General features: G+C 62.1%; 16 protein-coding genes. 13 read left to right on the top strand and 3 right to left on the bottom strand.

Going from position 1 to position 18,498, the window contains the following annotated elements; all coding sequences use genetic code 11:
* Nucleotides 1–7: 7 nt before the first annotated feature.
* Complete coding sequence (locus RLEG4DRAFT_RS01185; RefSeq protein ID WP_003574718.1) at nucleotides 8–1,051, bottom strand: NAD(P)-dependent alcohol dehydrogenase; 1,044 nt, start codon at nucleotides 1,049–1,051, stop codon at nucleotides 8–10.
* A 500-nt stretch (nucleotides 1,052–1,551) separates the two neighbouring features.
* Here RLEG4DRAFT_RS01185 and RLEG4DRAFT_RS01175 point away from each other — a divergent pair, with 500 nt between their 5' ends.
* From RLEG4DRAFT_RS01175 to RLEG4DRAFT_RS01140, 8 genes are all read left to right on the top strand, one after another.
* Nucleotides 1,552–1,914, top strand: a complete 363-nt coding sequence (locus RLEG4DRAFT_RS01175; protein WP_003574717.1) for a copper resistance CopC family protein — start codon at nucleotides 1,552–1,554, stop codon at nucleotides 1,912–1,914.
* A 309-nt stretch (nucleotides 1,915–2,223) separates the two neighbouring features.
* Entirely contained in the window at nucleotides 2,224–2,313 is a 90-nt protein-coding gene (locus RLEG4DRAFT_RS01170; protein WP_003547774.1) for a K(+)-transporting ATPase subunit F, read from the top strand.
* A 69-nt stretch (nucleotides 2,314–2,382) separates the two neighbouring features.
* On the top strand, nucleotides 2,383–4,086 hold the full coding sequence (gene kdpA, locus RLEG4DRAFT_RS01165; protein ID WP_003574715.1) for a potassium-transporting ATPase subunit KdpA: 1,704 nt from the start codon (nucleotides 2,383–2,385) through the stop codon (nucleotides 4,084–4,086).
* 58 nt (nucleotides 4,087–4,144) lie between these two features.
* Nucleotides 4,145–6,205, top strand: coding sequence for a potassium-transporting ATPase subunit KdpB (gene kdpB, locus RLEG4DRAFT_RS01160; RefSeq protein WP_003574713.1), 2,061 nt, complete (start codon nucleotides 4,145–4,147; stop codon nucleotides 6,203–6,205).
* A gap of 49 nt (nucleotides 6,206–6,254) precedes the next feature.
* Nucleotides 6,255–6,824 carry a potassium-transporting ATPase subunit KdpC gene (gene kdpC / locus RLEG4DRAFT_RS01155; protein WP_003574711.1) on the top strand — a complete coding sequence of 190 codons (570 nt, stop codon included), beginning with the start codon at nucleotides 6,255–6,257 and terminating at the stop codon, nucleotides 6,822–6,824.
* A gap of 202 nt (nucleotides 6,825–7,026) precedes the next feature.
* Nucleotides 7,027–9,729 (top strand): sensor histidine kinase, encoded by a 2,703-nt coding sequence (locus RLEG4DRAFT_RS01150; protein WP_037093135.1) that lies wholly within the window; start codon nucleotides 7,027–7,029, stop codon nucleotides 9,727–9,729.
* Nucleotide 9,730: 1 nt separating this feature from the next.
* Nucleotides 9,731–10,423: a response regulator transcription factor gene (locus tag RLEG4DRAFT_RS01145; RefSeq protein WP_003574708.1), complete on the top strand. Its 693-nt coding sequence runs from the start codon at nucleotides 9,731–9,733 to the stop codon at nucleotides 10,421–10,423.
* Nucleotides 10,424–10,509: 86 nt separating this feature from the next.
* Complete coding sequence (locus RLEG4DRAFT_RS01140; protein ID WP_003574706.1) at nucleotides 10,510–10,965, top strand: PTS sugar transporter subunit IIA; 456 nt, start codon at nucleotides 10,510–10,512, stop codon at nucleotides 10,963–10,965.
* Nucleotides 10,966–11,024: 59 nt separating this feature from the next.
* On the opposite strand, the gene RLEG4DRAFT_RS01135 is transcribed toward RLEG4DRAFT_RS01140, so the two are convergent.
* Nucleotides 11,025–12,041 carry a porin gene (locus RLEG4DRAFT_RS01135; RefSeq protein WP_003574704.1) on the bottom strand — a complete coding sequence of 339 codons (1,017 nt, stop codon included), beginning with the start codon at nucleotides 12,039–12,041 and terminating at the stop codon, nucleotides 11,025–11,027.
* A 358-nt stretch (nucleotides 12,042–12,399) separates the two neighbouring features.
* On the opposite strand from RLEG4DRAFT_RS01135, the gene RLEG4DRAFT_RS01130 reads away from it, so the two are divergent.
* From RLEG4DRAFT_RS01130 to RLEG4DRAFT_RS01110, 5 genes are all read left to right on the top strand, one after another.
* Nucleotides 12,400–13,425 (top strand): sulfate ABC transporter substrate-binding protein, encoded by a 1,026-nt coding sequence (locus RLEG4DRAFT_RS01130; RefSeq protein WP_003574702.1) that lies wholly within the window; start codon nucleotides 12,400–12,402, stop codon nucleotides 13,423–13,425.
* An 8-nt stretch (nucleotides 13,426–13,433) separates the two neighbouring features.
* Nucleotides 13,434–14,291: a sulfate ABC transporter permease subunit CysT gene (gene cysT / locus RLEG4DRAFT_RS01125; RefSeq protein WP_003574700.1), complete on the top strand. Its 858-nt coding sequence runs from the start codon at nucleotides 13,434–13,436 to the stop codon at nucleotides 14,289–14,291.
* On the top strand, nucleotides 14,281–15,153 hold the full coding sequence (gene cysW, locus RLEG4DRAFT_RS01120; RefSeq protein WP_003574699.1) for a sulfate ABC transporter permease subunit CysW: 873 nt from the start codon (nucleotides 14,281–14,283) through the stop codon (nucleotides 15,151–15,153). The genes cysT and cysW overlap by 11 nt, the downstream gene beginning before the upstream one ends.
* Before the next feature lie 10 nt (nucleotides 15,154–15,163).
* Nucleotides 15,164–16,204: a sulfate/molybdate ABC transporter ATP-binding protein gene (locus tag RLEG4DRAFT_RS01115; RefSeq protein ID WP_003574697.1), complete on the top strand. Its 1,041-nt coding sequence runs from the start codon at nucleotides 15,164–15,166 to the stop codon at nucleotides 16,202–16,204.
* A gap of 158 nt (nucleotides 16,205–16,362) precedes the next feature.
* Nucleotides 16,363–17,205: a cell wall hydrolase gene (locus tag RLEG4DRAFT_RS01110; protein WP_003574695.1), complete on the top strand. Its 843-nt coding sequence runs from the start codon at nucleotides 16,363–16,365 to the stop codon at nucleotides 17,203–17,205.
* Between the two features lie 38 nt (nucleotides 17,206–17,243).
* Here RLEG4DRAFT_RS01110 and pepT read toward each other — a convergent pair whose 3' ends face one another.
* A complete protein-coding gene (pepT, locus tag RLEG4DRAFT_RS01105; protein WP_003574693.1) occupies nucleotides 17,244–18,476 on the bottom strand; it encodes a peptidase T in 1,233 nt (410 codons plus the stop codon).
* Nucleotides 18,477–18,498: the final 22 nt, after the last annotated feature.

Here is an 18,498-nt window from a genome sequence, read left to right as displayed (position 1 = left end):
GCAGCCGTTATTCCATCACGATCTGCAGCTTAACATCGCTCGGCCGCGCTTCGACGGCGCGATCGAACGCCTGGATCGATTCTTCGAATCTAAAGGTCTCCGATATCAGCGGCTTCAGGTCGACGCGACCCGAAGCCAAGAGCGCGATCGAGCGCTCATACTGGTGCGCATAGCGGAACACCGTCTCGATACGGATCTCCTTGGTGGAGGCCGTCGAGACGTCGAAGCCGATCGGGTTGACCGGCAGGCCGACGACGACGATAACGCCGCCTGGGCGCGGCAGCGCCATGATCGTTTCCCAGGCTTTCGGCGACCCGGAGCATTCGAAGACGACATCGGCACCCCAGCCGTCGGTCAGCCGGCCGACCTCTTCGCTCAGGTTCTTCTCGCGGATATTGACCGGAATGACGCCCTGGTATTGCGCAGCGATATCGAGCTTCGGCTGGGCGAGATCGGCAACGATCGCGCGGGCGCAGCCGCCGGCAAGGGCGGCGATCGCCACCATCGTGCCGATCGGCCCGGCCCCGAGGACGACGGCGGTGTCACCCGGCGTTATCTTCGCCTTGGTCGCGGCCTGCATGCCGACGGCGAAAGGTTCGACCATGGCGCCTTCGGCGAAGCTGACATTATCGGGCAGCTTGAAGGTATAGTTGGCCGGATGCACGACCTCCGGCGTCAGCACGCCGTGGATCGGCGGGGTCGCCCAGAAGGTGACGTCAGGATCGATATTGTACAGGCCGAGCCGGCTTGCCTTGGAATTCGGATCGGGAATGCCGGGTTCCATGCAGACGCGGTCGCCGACTTTCAGATGCGTGACGCCGGCCCCGACTTCGACCACCGTGCCCGCCGCCTCATGGCCGAGCACCATCGGCGCGTTGACGACAAAGGGGCCGATCTTGCCATGCGTGTAATAATGCACGTCGGAACCGCAGACACCGACCGTGTGGATCCTGATTTTCACCGCGCCGGGGCCGGTTTCGAGCGGCAGATCGATATCGCGAAGGGCTAGCTCATGCTGGCGCTCCAGCACCAGCGCACGGACTTTGGTCATGATCGGTTTCCTTCCCTATGGCGCCGCGGATGGATCGGGCGTCGTTGCTGTGACTATAAGACCGTAAGGGGCGGCAATTCAATCGCCTCGCGCCAAGCTTCTGCTCAGCATGTGATGAAATGCCCATTTTCCATAATCCAAAAGATTCCCGATCCAAGACCTCTGTATGATTTCAGCCGACGCCGTCGGGGAGTACATTCTTAGTGCGAGATCCCCGCCGTGAGGACAGGTAAAAGAGATGAAGAAGGATCGTGACGATGTCGGCAGAAATCGGTCCTACCGCGCGACGATAGCAAGGTCATTCCGGGACCTCTGGCAGCGGCTTGTAGATACGATCACCGCGCTCAGCGAGGGCCGCCAGCCGAGGCCGGCGCGTGTCGTTATACGGACGAGGGATCGAAATCACCCCAAGCAGCGTTAATAGCCATGCGCCGGCATGGCGTTTCGGAAGCATGGCGGCACCGGGCACCATGCGGATCGGCAAGATAAGGAAGACTATCATGAAGTCGATCGTGTCGTTCTGCCTGTTCGCATCCCTTCTCTTCGCGGCAAACGAAGCGTCTGCGGCCGTCGAACTAGCATCGCTCCCGCCGCATCAGCAGGCAGAAAAGCTGGTGCCGGCCAATCTGGAACTCACCTTCCCCGGCCCTGTCGATCTTGCCCGCTCGACGGCTATCCTGCTGGATGCCGAGGGGACGGCGCTGCCCACAGGCAAGCCATTTCTCTCCGGCCATGAAGGATCCGTGTTCAAGATCCCACTCGATCCCTCTATGGCGCCCGGTCTCTATACCCTCGACTGGCGCGTCCACTCGATGGACGGCCGTAGCGCCGAGGGCCAGTACCAGTTCCGGGTCGATCCTTAGGCGGATCTCCCGCCTCGCATAACCGCATTTATAAGATTTTTATATTGATGGCGGCTCGCCCGTCTCGAACCTTTATGCGCTTCGGTTCCATATTGACCTCCGAGAGATCGACAAGATCATCTCCACGCCAGAAAGCATGAACGGCGACACCTCAGCAGGGTGCGCGCCCTTTGTCTTGTCTGACTCCCAGAAAACAACCGGAGTCACGATCATGATGGATATCATTCTACTCGGCACCGCGATCATATTTTTCGCGCTGTGCTTTGCCTACACCCGCGTTTGCGACAGGCTTTGACAGAGGAACCGACGATGACCCTCGATTATGTCTTGAGCGGTGCCGTGACCGTGTTTCTCACCGTCTACCTCACTTACGCGCTCCTGCGTCCAGAACGTTTCTGAACAGAACTGGCGCTTTTGAGGTCACGCATGCGCGACCGGGAAGCGGCCGGGTATTGAAAGTTACCCCAAATGACCCTCAATGGATGGCTTCAGATCCTGCTTTACTGCGGGATCATCCTCGCGCTCGTCAAACCGCTCGGCGGTTACATGACGCGTGTCTATAGCGGCGAACGCACGTTCCTCTCACCGGTTCTCGTTCCGATCGAACGGGGACTTTACGCCATTGCCGGCACCAGCGAGCGCGAGGACCAGCACTGGACCTCCTATGCCTTCGCCATGCTGATGTTCAACCTGCTGGGTGTGCTCGTCCTCTACGCGCTGTTGCGCCTGCAGAGCATCCTGCCCTATAATCCGGCCGGCATGGCGGCCGTCCCGCCGGAGCTTGCCTTCAACACCGCCGTCAGCTTCCCGACCAACACCAACTGGCAGAATTACGGTGGTGAAAGCACCATGTCGTATCTCTCCCAGATGGCCGGCTTTACGGTGCAGAACTTCCTGTCGGCCGCAACCGGCATGGCCATCGCCGTCGTCTTCATCCGTGCCTTCGCGCGTGCATCCGGCAAAGCGATCGGCAATTTCTGGGTCGATATGATCCGCGGCACGCTTTATATCCTGCTGCCGATCTGCCTCGTACTGACGCTGGTCTTCGTCTATCTAGGCGTGCCGCAGACGCTTGGACCCTATGTCAATGCAACGACGCTTGAGGGCGCGCAGCAGACCATCGCCGTCGGCCCCGTCGCCTCGCAGCTTGCCATCAAGATGCTCGGCACTAATGGCGGCGGCTTCTTCAACGCCAACTCCGCCCATCCCTTCGAAAATCCGGATTCAATCTCCAACCTGATCCAGATGGTCTCGATCTTTGCGATCGGCGCGGCGCTGACCAATGTCTTCGGCCGCATGGTCGGCAACCAGCGCCAGGGCTGGGCGATCCTCGCCACGATGGGCGTGCTGTTTCTCGCCGGCGTCATCGTCACCTACTGGGCCGAAGCCGCCGGCAATCCGCTGATGCATGCCTTCGGTCTTGGCGGCGGCAATATGGAAGGCAAGGAGGTCCGCTTCGGCGTCGCCCTCTCCTCGCTGTTTGCGGTCATCACCACGGCGGCCTCCTGCGGCGCGGTCAATGCGATGCACGGCTCGTTCACGGCGCTTGGCGGCCTGATCCCGCTGATCAACATGCAGCTCGGCGAAATCATCGTCGGCGGTGTCGGCGCCGGCTTTTACGGCATCCTGCTGTTCATCATCGTCGCCGTCTTCGTTGCCGGCCTGATGGTCGGCCGCACCCCGGAATATCTCGGCAAGAAGATCGAGGCGAAAGAAATGAAGATGGCCGTTCTCGCCATCCTCTGCCTGCCGCTCGCCATGCTAGTTTTCACCGCCATGGCCTCGGTTCTGCCCTCTGCCGTCGCCTCGATCGGCACTTCAGGCCCGCACGGCTTCTCCGAAATCCTCTATGCCTATACGTCGGCTGCGGCCAACAACGGCTCGGCTTTCGGCGGCCTGACGGGCAATACGCCCTGGTACAATGTGACGCTCGGCATCGGCATGCTGATCGGCCGGTTCCTGGTCATCATCCCGGCACTGGCGATCGCCGGCTCGCTGATTTCCAAGAAAACGGTTCCGGCCTCGGCAGGCACCTTCCCGACGGACGGCCCGCTCTTCGTCGGCCTGCTCGTCGGCACCATCCTGATCGTCGGCGGCCTGACCTTCTTCCCGGCCCTGGCGCTCGGCCCCATTGTCGAGCACCTGGTGATGATCGCCGGTCAGACCTTCTGAGGCGACGCCTCCGTCACAAGTTTCGTTCGCCATCCTCGTTTCCAAGCTGGAGTCTCTTATGAGCCAGGCAAAATCCGCGAGTATCATCGATAGTCGCATCCTCATTCCGGCCGTGGGCGCCGCCTTCAAGAAGCTGGACCCACGTGCGCTTGCCAGAAACCCGGTCATGTTCGTCGTGGCCACGGTCTCGGTGCTGACCACTGTGCTTTTCCTGCGCGACCTCGTGGTCGGCAACGGCAATCTCGGCTTCTCATTCCAGGTCAATCTCTGGCTCTGGTTCACCGTGCTCTTTGCCAATTTTGCCGAAGCCGTCGCCGAAGGCCGCGGCAAGGCGCAGGCGGATTCGCTGCGCAAGGCGCGCACAGAAACCCAGGCGAAGCTGCTGACGGCCAATAATGGCAGCGACTACCGCATGGTGCCGGGCACCAGCCTCAAGGTCGGTGATCTGGTGCTGGTCGAAGCCGGCGACATCATCCCGTCGGACGGCGAGGTCATCGAAGGGGTCGCCTCCGTCAACGAAGCGGCAATCACCGGCGAATCTGCCCCTGTCATCCGCGAATCCGGCGGCGACCGCTCGGCGGTAACCGGCGGCACACAGGTGCTGTCCGACTGGATCCGCGTGCGCATCACCGCGGCTGCCGGCTCGACCTTCCTCGACCGGATGATCGCCCTTGTCGAAGGTGCCGAACGCCAGAAGACGCCGAACGAGATCGCGCTCAACATCCTGCTTGCCGGCATGACGCTGATCTTCGTTCTCGCCACCGCGACGATCCCGAGCTTTGCCATCTATGCCGGCGGCTCGATCCCGATCATCGTGCTCGTCGCCCTCTTCGTCACGCTGATCCCGACGACGATCGGCGCGCTGCTGTCGGCGATCGGCATTGCCGGCATGGACCGCCTCGTCCGCTTCAACGTGCTTGCCATGTCCGGCCGCGCCGTCGAAGCCGCCGGCGACGTCGACACGCTGCTGCTCGACAAAACAGGCACGATTACCCTCGGCAATCGCCAGGCGACCAGCTTCCGTCCGGTTCGCGGCGTTTCCGAGCAGGATCTCGCCGATGCTGCCCAGCTCGCCTCGCTTCCCGACGAAACGCCGGAAGGCCGCTCCATCGTCGTGCTCGCCAAGGAGAAATACGCCATCCGCGGCCGCGACATGGCGAGCCTCAAGGCGACCTTCGTACCCTTCACCGCCCAGACCCGCATGAGCGGCGTCGATCTCGAAGGCGCCTCCATCCGCAAGGGCGCAGTCGATGCGATGCTCGCCCATGTCAACGGTAACGCGTCGTCGAAGAACGGCAGCGAGATCGTGCGCGAACTGCAGTCGATATCAGATGAGGTCGCCAAATCGGGCGGCACGCCGCTGGCGGTTGCCCGCGACGGCAGGCTGCTCGGCATCATCCAGCTGAAGGACATCGTCAAGGGCGGCATCCGCGAGCGCTTCACCGAACTCCGCCGAATGGGCATCCGCACCGTGATGATCACAGGCGACAATCCGCTGACGGCCGCGGCGATCGCCGCCGAAGCCGGCGTCGACGATTTCCTTGCCCAGGCCACGCCGGAGATGAAGCTGGCGCTGATGCGCGAGGAACAGGCCAAGGGCAAACTCGTCGCCATGTGCGGCGACGGCACCAACGATGCGCCCGCACTCGCCCAGGCCGATGTCGGCGTCGCCATGAACACCGGCACGGTCGCCGCCCGCGAGGCCGGCAACATGGTCGATCTCGACTCGGACCCGACGAAGCTCATCGAGATCGTCGAGATCGGCAAGCAGCTGCTGATGACGCGCGGCGCGCTGACGACCTTTTCGATCGCCAACGATATCGCCAAATACTTCGCCATCATCCCGGCGATGTTCCTGACCTTCTACCCGCAGCTTGGCATCCTGAACATCATGGGACTTTCGACGCCGCAAAGCGCCATCCTCTCGGCGATCATCTTCAACGCGCTCATCATCATCGCGCTGATCCCGCTATCGCTGAGGGGGGTGCGCTACCGCCCGATCGGCGCCGGCGCGCTTTTATCGCGCAACCTGCTGATCTATGGCCTCGGCGGCATCATCGTTCCCTTCGTCGGCATCAAGGCGATCGACATGGCCGTCGCAGCCCTCGGCCTCGCTTAGCGGAGAACCGGTTCCGGTTCCCGCGGAAACACGTCAAGGAGTAAGAACAATGTTGAAAGAACTTCGTCCGGCTGTCGTCATGATCGTTGCCACCACCGCCATAACAGGCCTTCTCTATCCGCTGGCCATGACCGGTGCTGCCCAGGCCCTCTTTCCTGCCCAAGCGAACGGCAGCCTGGTCGAGAAGAATGGCCAGGTGATCGGCTCGGCGCTGATTGGTCAGGCCTTTACCAGCGACACCTATTTCCACGGCCGTCCTTCGGATGCCGGCGACGGCTACAATGCGGCCGCCTCCGGCGGCTTCAATCTCGGCCCGACCAGCCAGAAGCTCATCGATCGCGTCAAGGGCGACTACAACGCCGCCAAGGCAGCAAACCCGAATGCGGAGGTGCCGGCCGACCTCGTCACCGCGTCGGGCAGCGGTCTCGATCCCGATATTTCGCCGGAGGCCGCCTATTTCCAGGTACCGCGCGTCGCCAAGGCACGAGGTGTGGATGAGGCCAAGGTCAAGGCGTTGGTCGACGGCGCCGTTCACGACCGCGAACTCGGCATTCTCGGCGAGCCGACCGTCAATGTTCTGGCGTTGAATCAGAGCCTTGATGCTTCTATGACTGAGTGAATTTGGCGGGTTCAATGTGGGTTTGGCGATGAGGCCAACCCCACTCGCCGTCATCCTCGGGCTTGACCCGAGGATCCATGCCACAGCTACCAGTGGATGCGGTTTGGATGCTCGGCTCAAGCCCGCTCAAGCCCGAGCATGACGGAGGGTGGGGCGGACGCAACGCATTCTCAGTGGCTTCATTCGCAGAAAGACGATGCGCATGCCAGACGACAATCGCGACCAGCCCGGCAGGCCCTCGCCCGATGCGCTTCTCGAAAAGGCCCGCGCCGAAACCCGCGGCCGTCTGAAAATCTTTCTGGGGGCCGCCCCCGGCGTCGGCAAGACCTATGAAATGCTGATCTCCGGCCGCGCCAAGATCGCCGACGGTCTCGATGTCGTCATCGGCGTCGTCGAGACCCACGGCCGCAAGGAGACCGAGGCGCTGCTCGCCGGCTTCGAGATCATCCCGCGCGTCGAAATCAGCTACAAGGGTCGGCCGCTCGAGGAGATGGACCTCGACGACATCCTCGCCCGCCGGCCCGATCTGGTGTTAGTCGACGAACTCGCCCACACCAATGTCGAGGGCAGCCGCCATCCGAAGCGCTATCTCGACGTCAAGGAATTGCTCGATCGCGGCATCGACGTCTATACGACGCTGAACATCCAGCATGTCGAGAGCCTGAATGACGTCGTCTCGCAGATTACCCGCATACGCGTGCGCGAGACGGTGCCGGACTCGATCATCGACCTTGCCGACGACGTCGAGATCATCGACCTGACGCCGGATGATCTGATCAAACGGCTGCATGACGGCAAGGTCTATATGGCGCGCACCGCCGAGCGGGCACTGACCAACTATTTCACGCCGGGCAACCTGACGGCATTGCGAGAGCTTGCGCTGCGCAAGACCGCCCAGCGGGTCGACGACCAGCTGCTCACCCACATGCAGGCCCACGCGATCTCCGGCCCCTGGGCGGCGAGCGAACGCGTCCTTGTCTCGGTCGACCAACATCCGCGCTCCGCCTCGCTGGTGCGTTATGCCGCCCGCATGGCCTCGCGGCTGCGCGCGCCCTGGGCCGCCGTCTATATCGAGACCAACCGCTCGATCAATCTGACCGAAACCGAGCGCGATACGGTCGCCGCAACGCTGCGCCTGGCCGAACAGCTCGGCGGCGAGGCGATCACCATTCCCGGCCGCGAAGTGGCCGAAGAGCTCGTCCGCCACGCCGCCGCCAACAACGTCACCCATATCGTCATCGGCGCCCCGAAGAAGCCGACCTGGCGCGACTGGTGGGATCGCTCGATCACCGATGAGCTGATCCGCAAGGCCGGCGAGATCAGCGTCCATGTCATCTCGGGCAGCGAGAAGGACGGCACGACCTCACGCGGCGTCAAGACCGTGGCCACCGCGCCGGCATTCGATTTGCGCGCCTACCTGCTGGCGACAGGCTATGTCGCCGTCGCGCTTGGCGTCAGCGTCGTTCTCGATCAGGTGCTTGACGTGCGCAACCTTGCCCTCGTCTTCCTGATGGCGGTGCTGACCTCTGCAGTCCTCCACGGCTTACGCCCTGCCCTTTACAGCTGCATCCTCAGCGCGCTCTCCTTCAACTTCTTCTTCCTGCCGCCACGCTACACGCTGACGATCAGCGATCCGGAAAGCGTGCTTGCGCTTTTCTTCTTCCTCGGTGTTGCGATCATCGCCAGCAATTTGACCGCGACCGTGCAGCGCCAAGCCGCCGCTGCCCGGCAGCGGGCGCGCACGACCGAGGATCTCTATCTCTTCTCCAAGAAGCTCGCCGGCACCGGCACACTCGACGACGTGCTCTGGGCGACCGCCTTCCAACTCGCCTCAATGCTGAAGGTTCGGGTCGTGCTGCTGCTGCCGGAAGAAGACCGCATCGCCGTCAAGGCCGGCTACCCACCGGACGACACGCTCGACGATGCCGATATCGCCGCCGCCCGCTGGGCCTGGGAGCACAATCACGCCGCCGGCCGTGGCGCCGATACCCTGCCCGGCGCCAAACGTCTCTATGTGCCGCTCAGAACCGGGCGCACCGCTGTCGGCGTCATCGGCCTCGACAGCGACCGCCGCGACGGGCCGCTGCTGACGCCAGAGCAGCAGCGGCTGCTCGACGCGCTGGCCGACCAGGCGGCGCTTGCCATCGAGCGCGTCCAGCTCGTCGCCGATGTCGACCGGGCAAGGCTTGCGGCCGAAGCCGACCGGCTGCGCTCGGCGCTGCTGACGTCGATCTCGCACGACCTGAAGACACCGCTTGCCGCCATCCTCGGCGCCGCCGGCACGCTGCGCGACTATTTCGCCTCGATGCCGGAGGAGGACCGCACCGACCTGCTCGCAACCGTCGTCGACGAGTCCGAGCGTCTCAACCGCTTCATCGCCAACCTGCTCGACATGACCAAGATCGAATCCGGGGCGATGGAGCCGAACTCTGCGCTGCATTATGCCGGCGACATCCTCGGCAGCGCACTGCGTCGCGCCGCAAAAATCCTAGAGCACCACAAGACCGAGATGCGCATTCCCGCCGACCTGCCGATGGTGCGCGTCGATCCGGTGCTGTTCGAGCAGGTAATCTTCAACCTCTTCGACAACGCGGCGAAATATGCGCCCGAGGGCTCGGTAATCCACATCGAGGGCTGGTCCGATGCCGACCACGTCGTCCTGCAGGTCTCAGACGAAGGCCCGGGCATCCCGCCGGCCGATCTTACCCGCGTCTTCGACACCTTCTACCGCGTGCGCAAGGGCGACCAGGTGCGCGCCGGCACAGGCCTTGGACTTTCCATCTGCCGCGGCTTCATCGAGGCGATGGGCGGCAAGATCACCGCTGGCAACCGGACAGGCCGCCCCGGCGCCGTCTTCACCATCCGCCTGCCGAAACCCACCGACATTCCGAAACTGGATGATTGAGATGACCGGTTCAGCCGTCAAAATCCTCGTCGTCGACGACGAACCGCCGATCCGCAAGCTGCTCCGCGTCGGCCTGACCGCGCAGGGCTATGAGGTGCAGGAGGCGCCGAACGCTGCAAGCGCCCGTCAGTCGGTCGCCGAGGCCATGCCCGACCTCGTCGTGCTCGACCTCGGCCTGCCCGACACATCCGGCCATGACCTGTTGCAGGAGTGGCGCGAGGAAGGTCTTTCCATGCCCATCGTCATCCTCTCCAGCCGTACCGACGAAGCCGGCATCGTCAAGGCGCTGGAAAGCGGCGCCGACGACTACGTCACCAAACCTTTCGGCGTCAACGAACTCGGCGCCCGCATCCGCGTGGCGCTTCGCCACCGGCTGCAGCAGCAGGGCGAAAAAGCGATCTTCCAGACCGGCGGCCTGTCGATCGATCTCGTCAAGCGCATCGTCAAGGTCGATGGCCAGGACATAAAATTATCGCCAAAGGAATACGACATCCTGCGCGTGCTCGCCCAGCACGCCGGCAAAGTGCTGACACACCAGTTTCTTTTGAAGCAGGTATGGGGACCGGCGGCGGATGTGCAATATCTGCGGGTCTACATCAGGCAGCTGCGGCAAAAAGTCGAACAGATTCCAGACCAGCCGCACTATATCACCACCGAGACCGGCGTCGGCTACCGGCTCAGGGAACCGGATTGACCTTCGTTGCCGCCTGCGCCCGAGCCGTATCGTGCCCAAATCGTATCGAGACCAATCGTATCGAGCCCAATCGTATCGAGAATGACATGAACCTTCCCAACATCATCCGGCCGGAGCACACCTTCATCGGCGTGTCGGTCCCGACGAAATGGCGCGCGCTGCAGACCATAGCAGACAGAGCCGCCAAGGCTTTCTCCATCGATGCGCAGATCATCCTGAACGCGCTCGAAGCGCGCGAGAAACTCGGCTCCACGGGTATCGGCAACGGCATCGCCATTCCGCATGCGGCGATCGACGGCATGACCAGCCCGCGCGGGTTGCTCCTCCGCTTCGCCCGGCCGTTGGATTTCGAGGCGATCGACGATATCCCGACCGATATCGCCTTCGTGCTGCTCTTCGGGGAGAACAATCGCGGCGAATATCTGAACGTGCTTTCCGCCATCGCCCGGCGGCTGCAATCGGACGGCACCCTTGTCGCCATGCGCAAGGCAAGGACGGTCGACGAATTCTATTCCGATTTCATCGCCGATTCTCGGGTGTAGAAAACATAAAAAAGGGCGGGGCCCGAAGGCCGCGCCCGCCCGTCTGTAATCAGACGATCTTAGAAATCGCGCTGGAAGCGCAGGAAGCCGAACACTTCGTCGTCGCCTTCGTCCTCATCGTGATATTGCACGCTGAGCTTCGAACGCAGGTCTTCGACGATCTGGTAGTCGATCGTCACACCAGTCGTGTAGGCGCTGCCGCCGGTGAAGCCGTTGCCGTCAGCTTCGAGAGCGATGTTTTCAAAGTACTGGAAGCCGGGGGTGATCTTCCACTTGTCGTTGATCTTCAAGGCGTACTCTGCTGCGATCGTCCATTCGGACTCTTCGTAGTAATAGTTGGCGCCGCTTGCCCAAACGCCGGCGATGCCGAGCGTGCCCGGGCCGATGTCGGCATAGACGATACCACGGACAGCGACTTCGCTGGTGTCGGTGTCATAACCGGCAAGCAGGTAAGCGCTGATGGCGCCGGCCTTGTAAGAGACCTGGCCTGCGACACCAAAGTTGTTCGGGCCGTCGCCCGGCTTGGTGGCGTAGTCTTCTTCCAGTTCGTCGACCGAGATGCCGGCCGCAAAAGCGCCGGACTCGTACTGATAACGGATCGAGTTGTGGGTCGTCTCGTTGCTGGCGAGCGTATCGGTCTCGCCGCTCATGTCGTCATCCCACCAGCTGTAGAGCTTACCGACGCGGAAGCCGGCAATGTCGATATAGCCTTCGTCCAGCAGAGCTTCCTGATCGGAGGCATTGTCGGCATTGTAACGCAGCGTGATGACGCCGGTGAGCGTGCCGTACTCGGTGTCGTTCTTGGTCTGGAAGGTGACCTGACCGCGAGTCCAGAAGTTTACGTCGGAATCGCCGGAGATCTGGTCACCGAAGCGCACTTCGGTACGGATGTAACCGCCGATCGAAAGGCATGTTTCCGTGCCTGGAATATAAAAATAGCCGGTACCGTAGGCGTCGCAAACGCGAACATATTCCACGGGCTCGGGTTCCGCCGCCACGATGGCGTCGGCAGCGCGGGCTCCGGATGCCGCGGCAAGGGCGGCAACGGAGGCAAAAAGGATAGTTCTGATATTCATTTTAAATGGCCCTTAACAGGTTTGGAATGCGAGGCGCACTTCAAGGGTTGCCCCCGCGAGCGGTCGGCGAATACGGCCGCACCGACGCCATATAGGAATCCGCAAGTGTCATCGTGGCAAAAACCCGGCAAAAATCCGCATGACCGTGTCTCTTTCGTGGAGGAACTGTGGCCAAAAGAACACGACCCTTGCGCAGGAGGCGAGCTCCCCGATTGGCCGCGGCCAACTCCGGGTCGTCCATTTCAAGATGAGCCATCAAATGGAATGACATTCTAAGGGTACGGCCAGAACCGGAACAAACTTCGTTTCATTATACGACTGAGTTGATAGAGTTAAGACAGACAACAGGAGGGTTCCCATGCAGACACAACGGCTAACCCGGCTCTTCGCGGCCGCGGTCATGGCAGGCAGCTTCGCGATCGGGAGCATTGCTCCTGCATTCGCGGATCAGGCGTTGCTCAACGTATCCTATGATCCGACCCGCGAATTGTACAAGGATTTCAATGCCGCCTTTGCCGCCAAGTGGCAGAAGGACAATGGTGAAACCGTGACGATCCAGGCATCGCATGGTGGTTCCGGTGCCCAGGCCCGCTCGGTCATCGACGGCCTCGACGCCGACGTTGTCACGCTTGCGCTCGAAGGCGATATCGACGCCATCGCCAAGGCGACCGGCAAGATCCCGGCTGACTGGAAATCCAAGCTGCCGAACAATTCGACGCCATATACGTCGACGATCGTCTTCCTCGTCCGCAAGGGCAATCCGAAGGGCATCAAGGATTGGGGCGACCTGATCAAGGACGACGTGCAGGTCATCACGCCGAACCCGAAGACATCGGGCGGCGCCCGCTGGAACTTCCTTGCCGCCTGGGCATGGGCCAAGCAGGCCAATGGCGGCGACGACGCGAAGGCGCAGGACTATGTGGCCAAACTGCTCCAGCACGTTCCGGTTCTCGACACCGGTGCGCGCGGCGCGACGACCACCTTCGTCCAGCGCGGCCTCGGCGACGTGCTGCTGGCCTGGGAAAACGAAGCCTATCTTTCGCTTGAAGAGCTCGGCCCCGACCAGTTCGAGATCGTGACGCCGAGCTTCTCGATCCGCGCCGACCCGCCGGTCGCCGTCGTCGACGGCAACGTCGACAAAAAGGGCACGCGCAAGGTCGCCGAGGCCTATCTCAACTACCTCTATTCGGACGAAGGCCAGAAGATCGCCGCCAAGCACTACTACCGGCCGATCAAGCCGGAAGTCGCCGATCCGGCCGACATCGCCCGCTTCCCGAAGCTGACGCTTGCGACCATCGACGACTTCGGCGGCTGGAAGACCGCACAGCCGAAATTCTTCGGCGACGGCGGGGTATTTGACCAAATCTACAAGCCGGCCCAATAATACGCTTCATGAAAGCACATAGCCCCACGCGGTGGCGGTTCAAGAGGCCGAGCGTCATTCCAGGTTTCGGAATGGCGCTCGGCCTTACCTTGACCTGGCTCACCCTTCTGATTCTCATCCCGCTCTCCGGTCTTGCCGTCCGGTCGAGCGCGCTCGGCTGGGAGAAATTCTGGTCGATCGCGCTCGATCCGCGTACGCTGAATGCGTTGCGCATCAGCTTCGGCACCGCTTTTATCGCTGCGATCGTCAATGTCGTCTTCGGCATCATTCTCGCCTGGGTCTTGGTACGCTACCGCTTCCCCGGCAAGCGCATCATCGACGCCATGGTCGATCTGCCGTTCGCGCTGCCGACCGCCGTCGCCGGCATCGCCCTGACGACGCTTTACGCGCCGAACGGCTGGATCGGCCAGTTCCTGACGCCGCTCGGCATCAAGATCGCCTTTACGCCGGCCGGCATCGTCGTGGCGCTGATCTTCGTCGGCCTGCCCTTCGTCGTTCGCACCGTGCAGCCGATCATGGAGGAAATCGACAAGGAAGTGGAAGAGGCCGCGGCAACGCTCGGCGCCAACCGCTTCCAGACGATTTTCCGCGTGCTGCTGCCGGGGCTGGCGCCTGCCGTGCTGACCGGTTTCGCGCTTGCCTTTGCCCGTGGTGTCGGCGAATACGGCTCGGTCATCTTCATCGCCGGCAACCTGCCGTTCAAATCGGAAATCGCACCGCTGCTGATCGTCATCAAACTCGAAGAGTATAATTACGCGGCAGCGACCGCCATTGCGGCGATCATGCTGGTCCTCTCGTTCGCTATGCTGCTCGTCATCAATCTCATCCAGAGCTGGAGCAGGCGGAGGTATGGCTATGGCGCTTGATGCAACCGTTCAACCCGTAAAGCTGCGTTCGGTGACCACCGAAAACAGGGTCGCGCGCTTCACGCTGATCATCATCTCGCTGGTCTTCCTGCTGCTGATCCTGCTCTTGCCGCTGGCCGCGGTCTTCGTCGAGGCCTTCCGCAAGGGACCCGGCACCTTCATCAAGGCGCTCGGGGATCTCGAAACCTTCTCGGCGATCCGCCTGACCCTGATCGTCGCCGGCGTCAGCGTGCCGCTCAACCTCGCCTTTGGGGTCGCTGCCGCCTGGGCGATCGCCAAGTTCGAGTTCAAGGGCAAGGCCTTTCTGACGACGCTGATCGACCTGCCTTTCTCCGTTTCGCCCGTCATCTCCGGTCTTGTCTTCGTGCTGCTGTTCGGCGCCAATACCTGGCTCGGCCATTGGCTCAGCGCCAACGACATCAAGATCCTGTTCGCCGTGCCGGGGCTGATCCTCGCAACGATGTTCGTCACCTTCCCCTTCGTCGCCCGCGAACTGATCCCGCTGATGCAGGAACAGGGAACTGCCGACGAGGAGGCAGCCCTTTCGCTCGGCGCCAGCGGCTGGCAGACCTTCTGGTACGTGACTCTGCCGAACATCAAATGGGGTCTGCTCTACGGCGTGCTGCTCTGCAACGCCCGCGCCATGGGCGAATTCGGCGCCGTCTCGGTCGTCTCCGGCCACATTCGTGGCCAGACGAATACCATGCCGTTGCAGGTAGAGATCCTCTATAACGAATATAATTTCACCGGTGCCTTTGCCGTCGCCACGCTTTTGGCCTTGCTTGCACTCGTGACTCTTGTTTTGAAGACGCTGCTGGAAATGCGTTACAGCGCGGAGATCTCCGCCAGCCGGCGGCACTGAAGGATTTGGAATGGAAGTACGCGTTCAAAACATTCGCAAGGAATTCGATCGTTTTCCGGCCCTGCACGATGTCTCGCTCGACATCCGCACCGGCGAACTTATCGCACTGCTCGGCCCTTCGGGCTCCGGCAAGACGACATTGCTGCGCCTGATCGCCGGCTTGGAAAGCCCGACCGAGGGGCAGATCTTCTTCGGTGACGAAGATGCTTCGAGGAAGACCGTCCAGCAGCGCAATATCGGCTTCGTCTTCCAGCATTATGCTCTCTTCCGATACATGACGGTGCTCGATAACGTCTCCTTCGGCCTGAGGGTCAGAAAGAGTGCCCGGCGTCCCCAGAAGGCTGACATCCGCCGGCGGGCGCTGGAACTGCTCGACCTCGTCCAGCTTTCCGGTCTCGAAAAACGCTATCCGGCCCAGCTTTCTGGCGGCCAACGCCAGCGCGTGGCGCTTGCCCGCGCCATGGCTGTCGAGCCAAACGTGCTGCTGCTCGACGAACCCTTCGGCGCCCTCGACGCCCAGGTCCGCAAGGACCTGCGCAGATGGCTGCGCGAAATCCACGACCGCACCGGACACACCACCGTCTTCGTCACCCACGACCAGGACGAGGCCTTGGAGCTCGCCGACCGCGTCGTCGTCATGAGCCAGGGAGCGATCGAACAGGTCGGCACGCCGGATGAGGTCTATGATAATCCGAACTCGCCCTTCGTCTTCGGTTTCATCGGCCAGTCGAACTGCCTGGAGGTCGAAATCTCAGGCGGCGACATCCGCTTCGAAGGCCGGTCGCTCGGCCTCAATGCCGAGGGCGAGCCGGACGGCACGGCGCAGCTCTACTTCCGCCCGCACGACGTCAGGCTCTGCGAATCAGCTGAAAACTGCATCGCCGGCCAGCCGGTCTCCAGCCGCCGCGTCGCCGGCACCCGCCATATCGAACTGGATATCGGCAACAACCGCCCGCATATCGAGATCGAGTTGCCGCCGAGCGAGGCCGACAGGCTCGACCGGAACCGCGTGGCCTTCAAGCCGACCCGCTGGAAGCTGTTCCGCAGCTAATGGAGAATGCGCGTTACGAGGACCATTTGACCGGAATCGCAGATGGCGAGAGTCCCTCACGCGTTTTGTTATCTATGGTTGTTTGTATTTCAATCATATGACGAGTAAAAGATTTTCGCGGTAATAAGTAGGACTAATACCACAGGAGGCACCTTGCGTTGAGGGCGGAGATTTCCTTTGGAAAATCCCTGATCGGGATTTTGTTCGTAGGGCTGGCGGCCGCAGGCTGCACGACGACATCGAAACCGGCGGCAACGGCGGCGAAGACAAAGCAGGTTCAACCGGCGAAAGTTACCTTCAACTATACGAAAAAGGACCGCGACTGCCTGCAGCGCGCGATGTATTTCGAGTCGCAGCACTCGGATGAGGACGGCTACCTGGCCGTAGGCACGGTCATCATGAATAGGCTCACGTCCGGCGCCTATCCTCCATCGATCTGCGGCGTCGTCGCCCAGGAGAAGCAGTTTGCGCCGGGCGTGATGACGCGCGAAGTCAAGCCGCAAGCCGAAACCGAGCTTGCGACGGCTGCTGATGCGATCCTGCTGAAGGGCGCACGCCATCCTGCGGTTAAGGATGCGATGTTCTTCCACACCGACGGGCTGAAATTCCCCTATAACAACATGCATTATGTGGCAGTCGCCGGCGGCAACGCCTTCTATGAGAAGCGCGACGCCAATGGCATGCTCCAAACCCCGCCGCCGCTGCCCGCCTATGAGGTCGCGATGAACTATGTGCCGGGCGAAAGCATGCTGCCGCCGCAATTCGAGGCGCTGATCCCCTCGGCCGTTCCGGTTCCTCTGCCGGCTCCGGACCCGATGGCGACGGCGAGCACGGCGCAGATGCAGATCACAACGCCAGTCACTCTGCCAGAGACAGCGCCGGTGACCTCACCGGCCCCCTCGATCGAGCCCGAACCGGGAATGCCGATCGCGATCCCCATCCCCCGCCCCGCCTATGACAGTGTGATGCTGCGCGGGAGCATGCAGGCGGATGGCGGCTAACGCCGCCGTTTCGGTTTGCATGAGGTAAAAGCGCGGCCTTAAGCGCGCTCTTCCCAGACCCTTGCAAGCTCCACGATCGTCTGGGCGGCCTTTTCCATATCCTGGCGGCTCACCCATTCGAGCGGCGAGTGGAAGGCATGGCCGCCGGCGAAGATGTTCGGGCATGGCAGACCCATGAAGGAGAGGCGCGAGCCGTCCGTGCCGCCGCGGATGCTGCCGCGCACTGGCGTCATGCCGGCGCGCCGCACGGCTTCGATGGCGTTGTCGACGATCTCCGGGTGCCGATCGAGCACCACCTTCATGTTGCGATACTGCTCCTTGACCTGGAAATGATAGGTCGAGCCGGGATAGCCAGCCATAACGTCCTTGACGATGGCTTCGAGCATCGTTTCCTTCTCCACCAGCCCCTCGTCGGTGAAATCGCGGATGATCAAGCTCAGCGAAGCCTTCTCCATCGAGCCGGAGACCCCGACCGGATGGATGAAGCCCTGCTTGCCCTCGGTGGTCTCCGGCGCAACATCCCGCGGCAGCCGGTCGATGATGGCGCCGGCGATCTTGATGGCATTTTCCATGCGGTCCTTGGCAAAGCCCGGATGGATCGCCACGCCTGAGATGGCAATCTCGACGCCATCCGCCGAAAAAGTCTCGTCCTCGATATGACCTGATGTCTCGCCGTCCATCGTATAGGCGAAGTCGGCGCCGAGTTTTTTCAGGTCGACCTTGTTGACGCCGCGCCCGACTTCCTCGTCGGGGGTAAACAGTATCTTGATCGTACCGTGCTTGATCTCGGGATTGGCGACGAGGATCTGGGCCGCGGTCATGATTTCCGCCAGTCCCGCCTTATCGTCAGCGCCGAGCAACGTCGTTCCATCGGTGGTTACGATCTCGTTGCCGATCTGGTTGTTCAACTCGGGATGCTCGGCAACACGGATCACCCGGCTCGGATCGCCGACAAGTTTGATATCCCCGCCGGCATAATTCGCAACGATCTGCGGCTTGACGCTGGTGCCGCTGAAATCGGGTGCCGTATCCATATGCGAGCAGAAGCAGATGACCGGCACGACCTTGTCGCTGTTTCCGGGAATGGTCGCATAGACATAACCATGTTCATCGAGATGCGCATCCGCAAGACCGATCTTCAGCAGTTCGTCAACCAGTACCCGTCCGAGATCCTTTTGCTTTTCGGTGGTCGGCTGCGTCGGCGAGGAGGGATCGGATTGGGTGTCGATAACGACATAACGGAGAAAGCGGTCGAGTACAGTGTCGGTCATGGCATCCACTCCAGCAAGATCA

This window comes from Rhizobium leguminosarum bv. trifolii WSM2297 (assembly GCF_000271845.1).
Note: the sequence above shows the minus strand (reverse complement) of the source record. Positions and strands in the feature narration are given on the sequence as shown.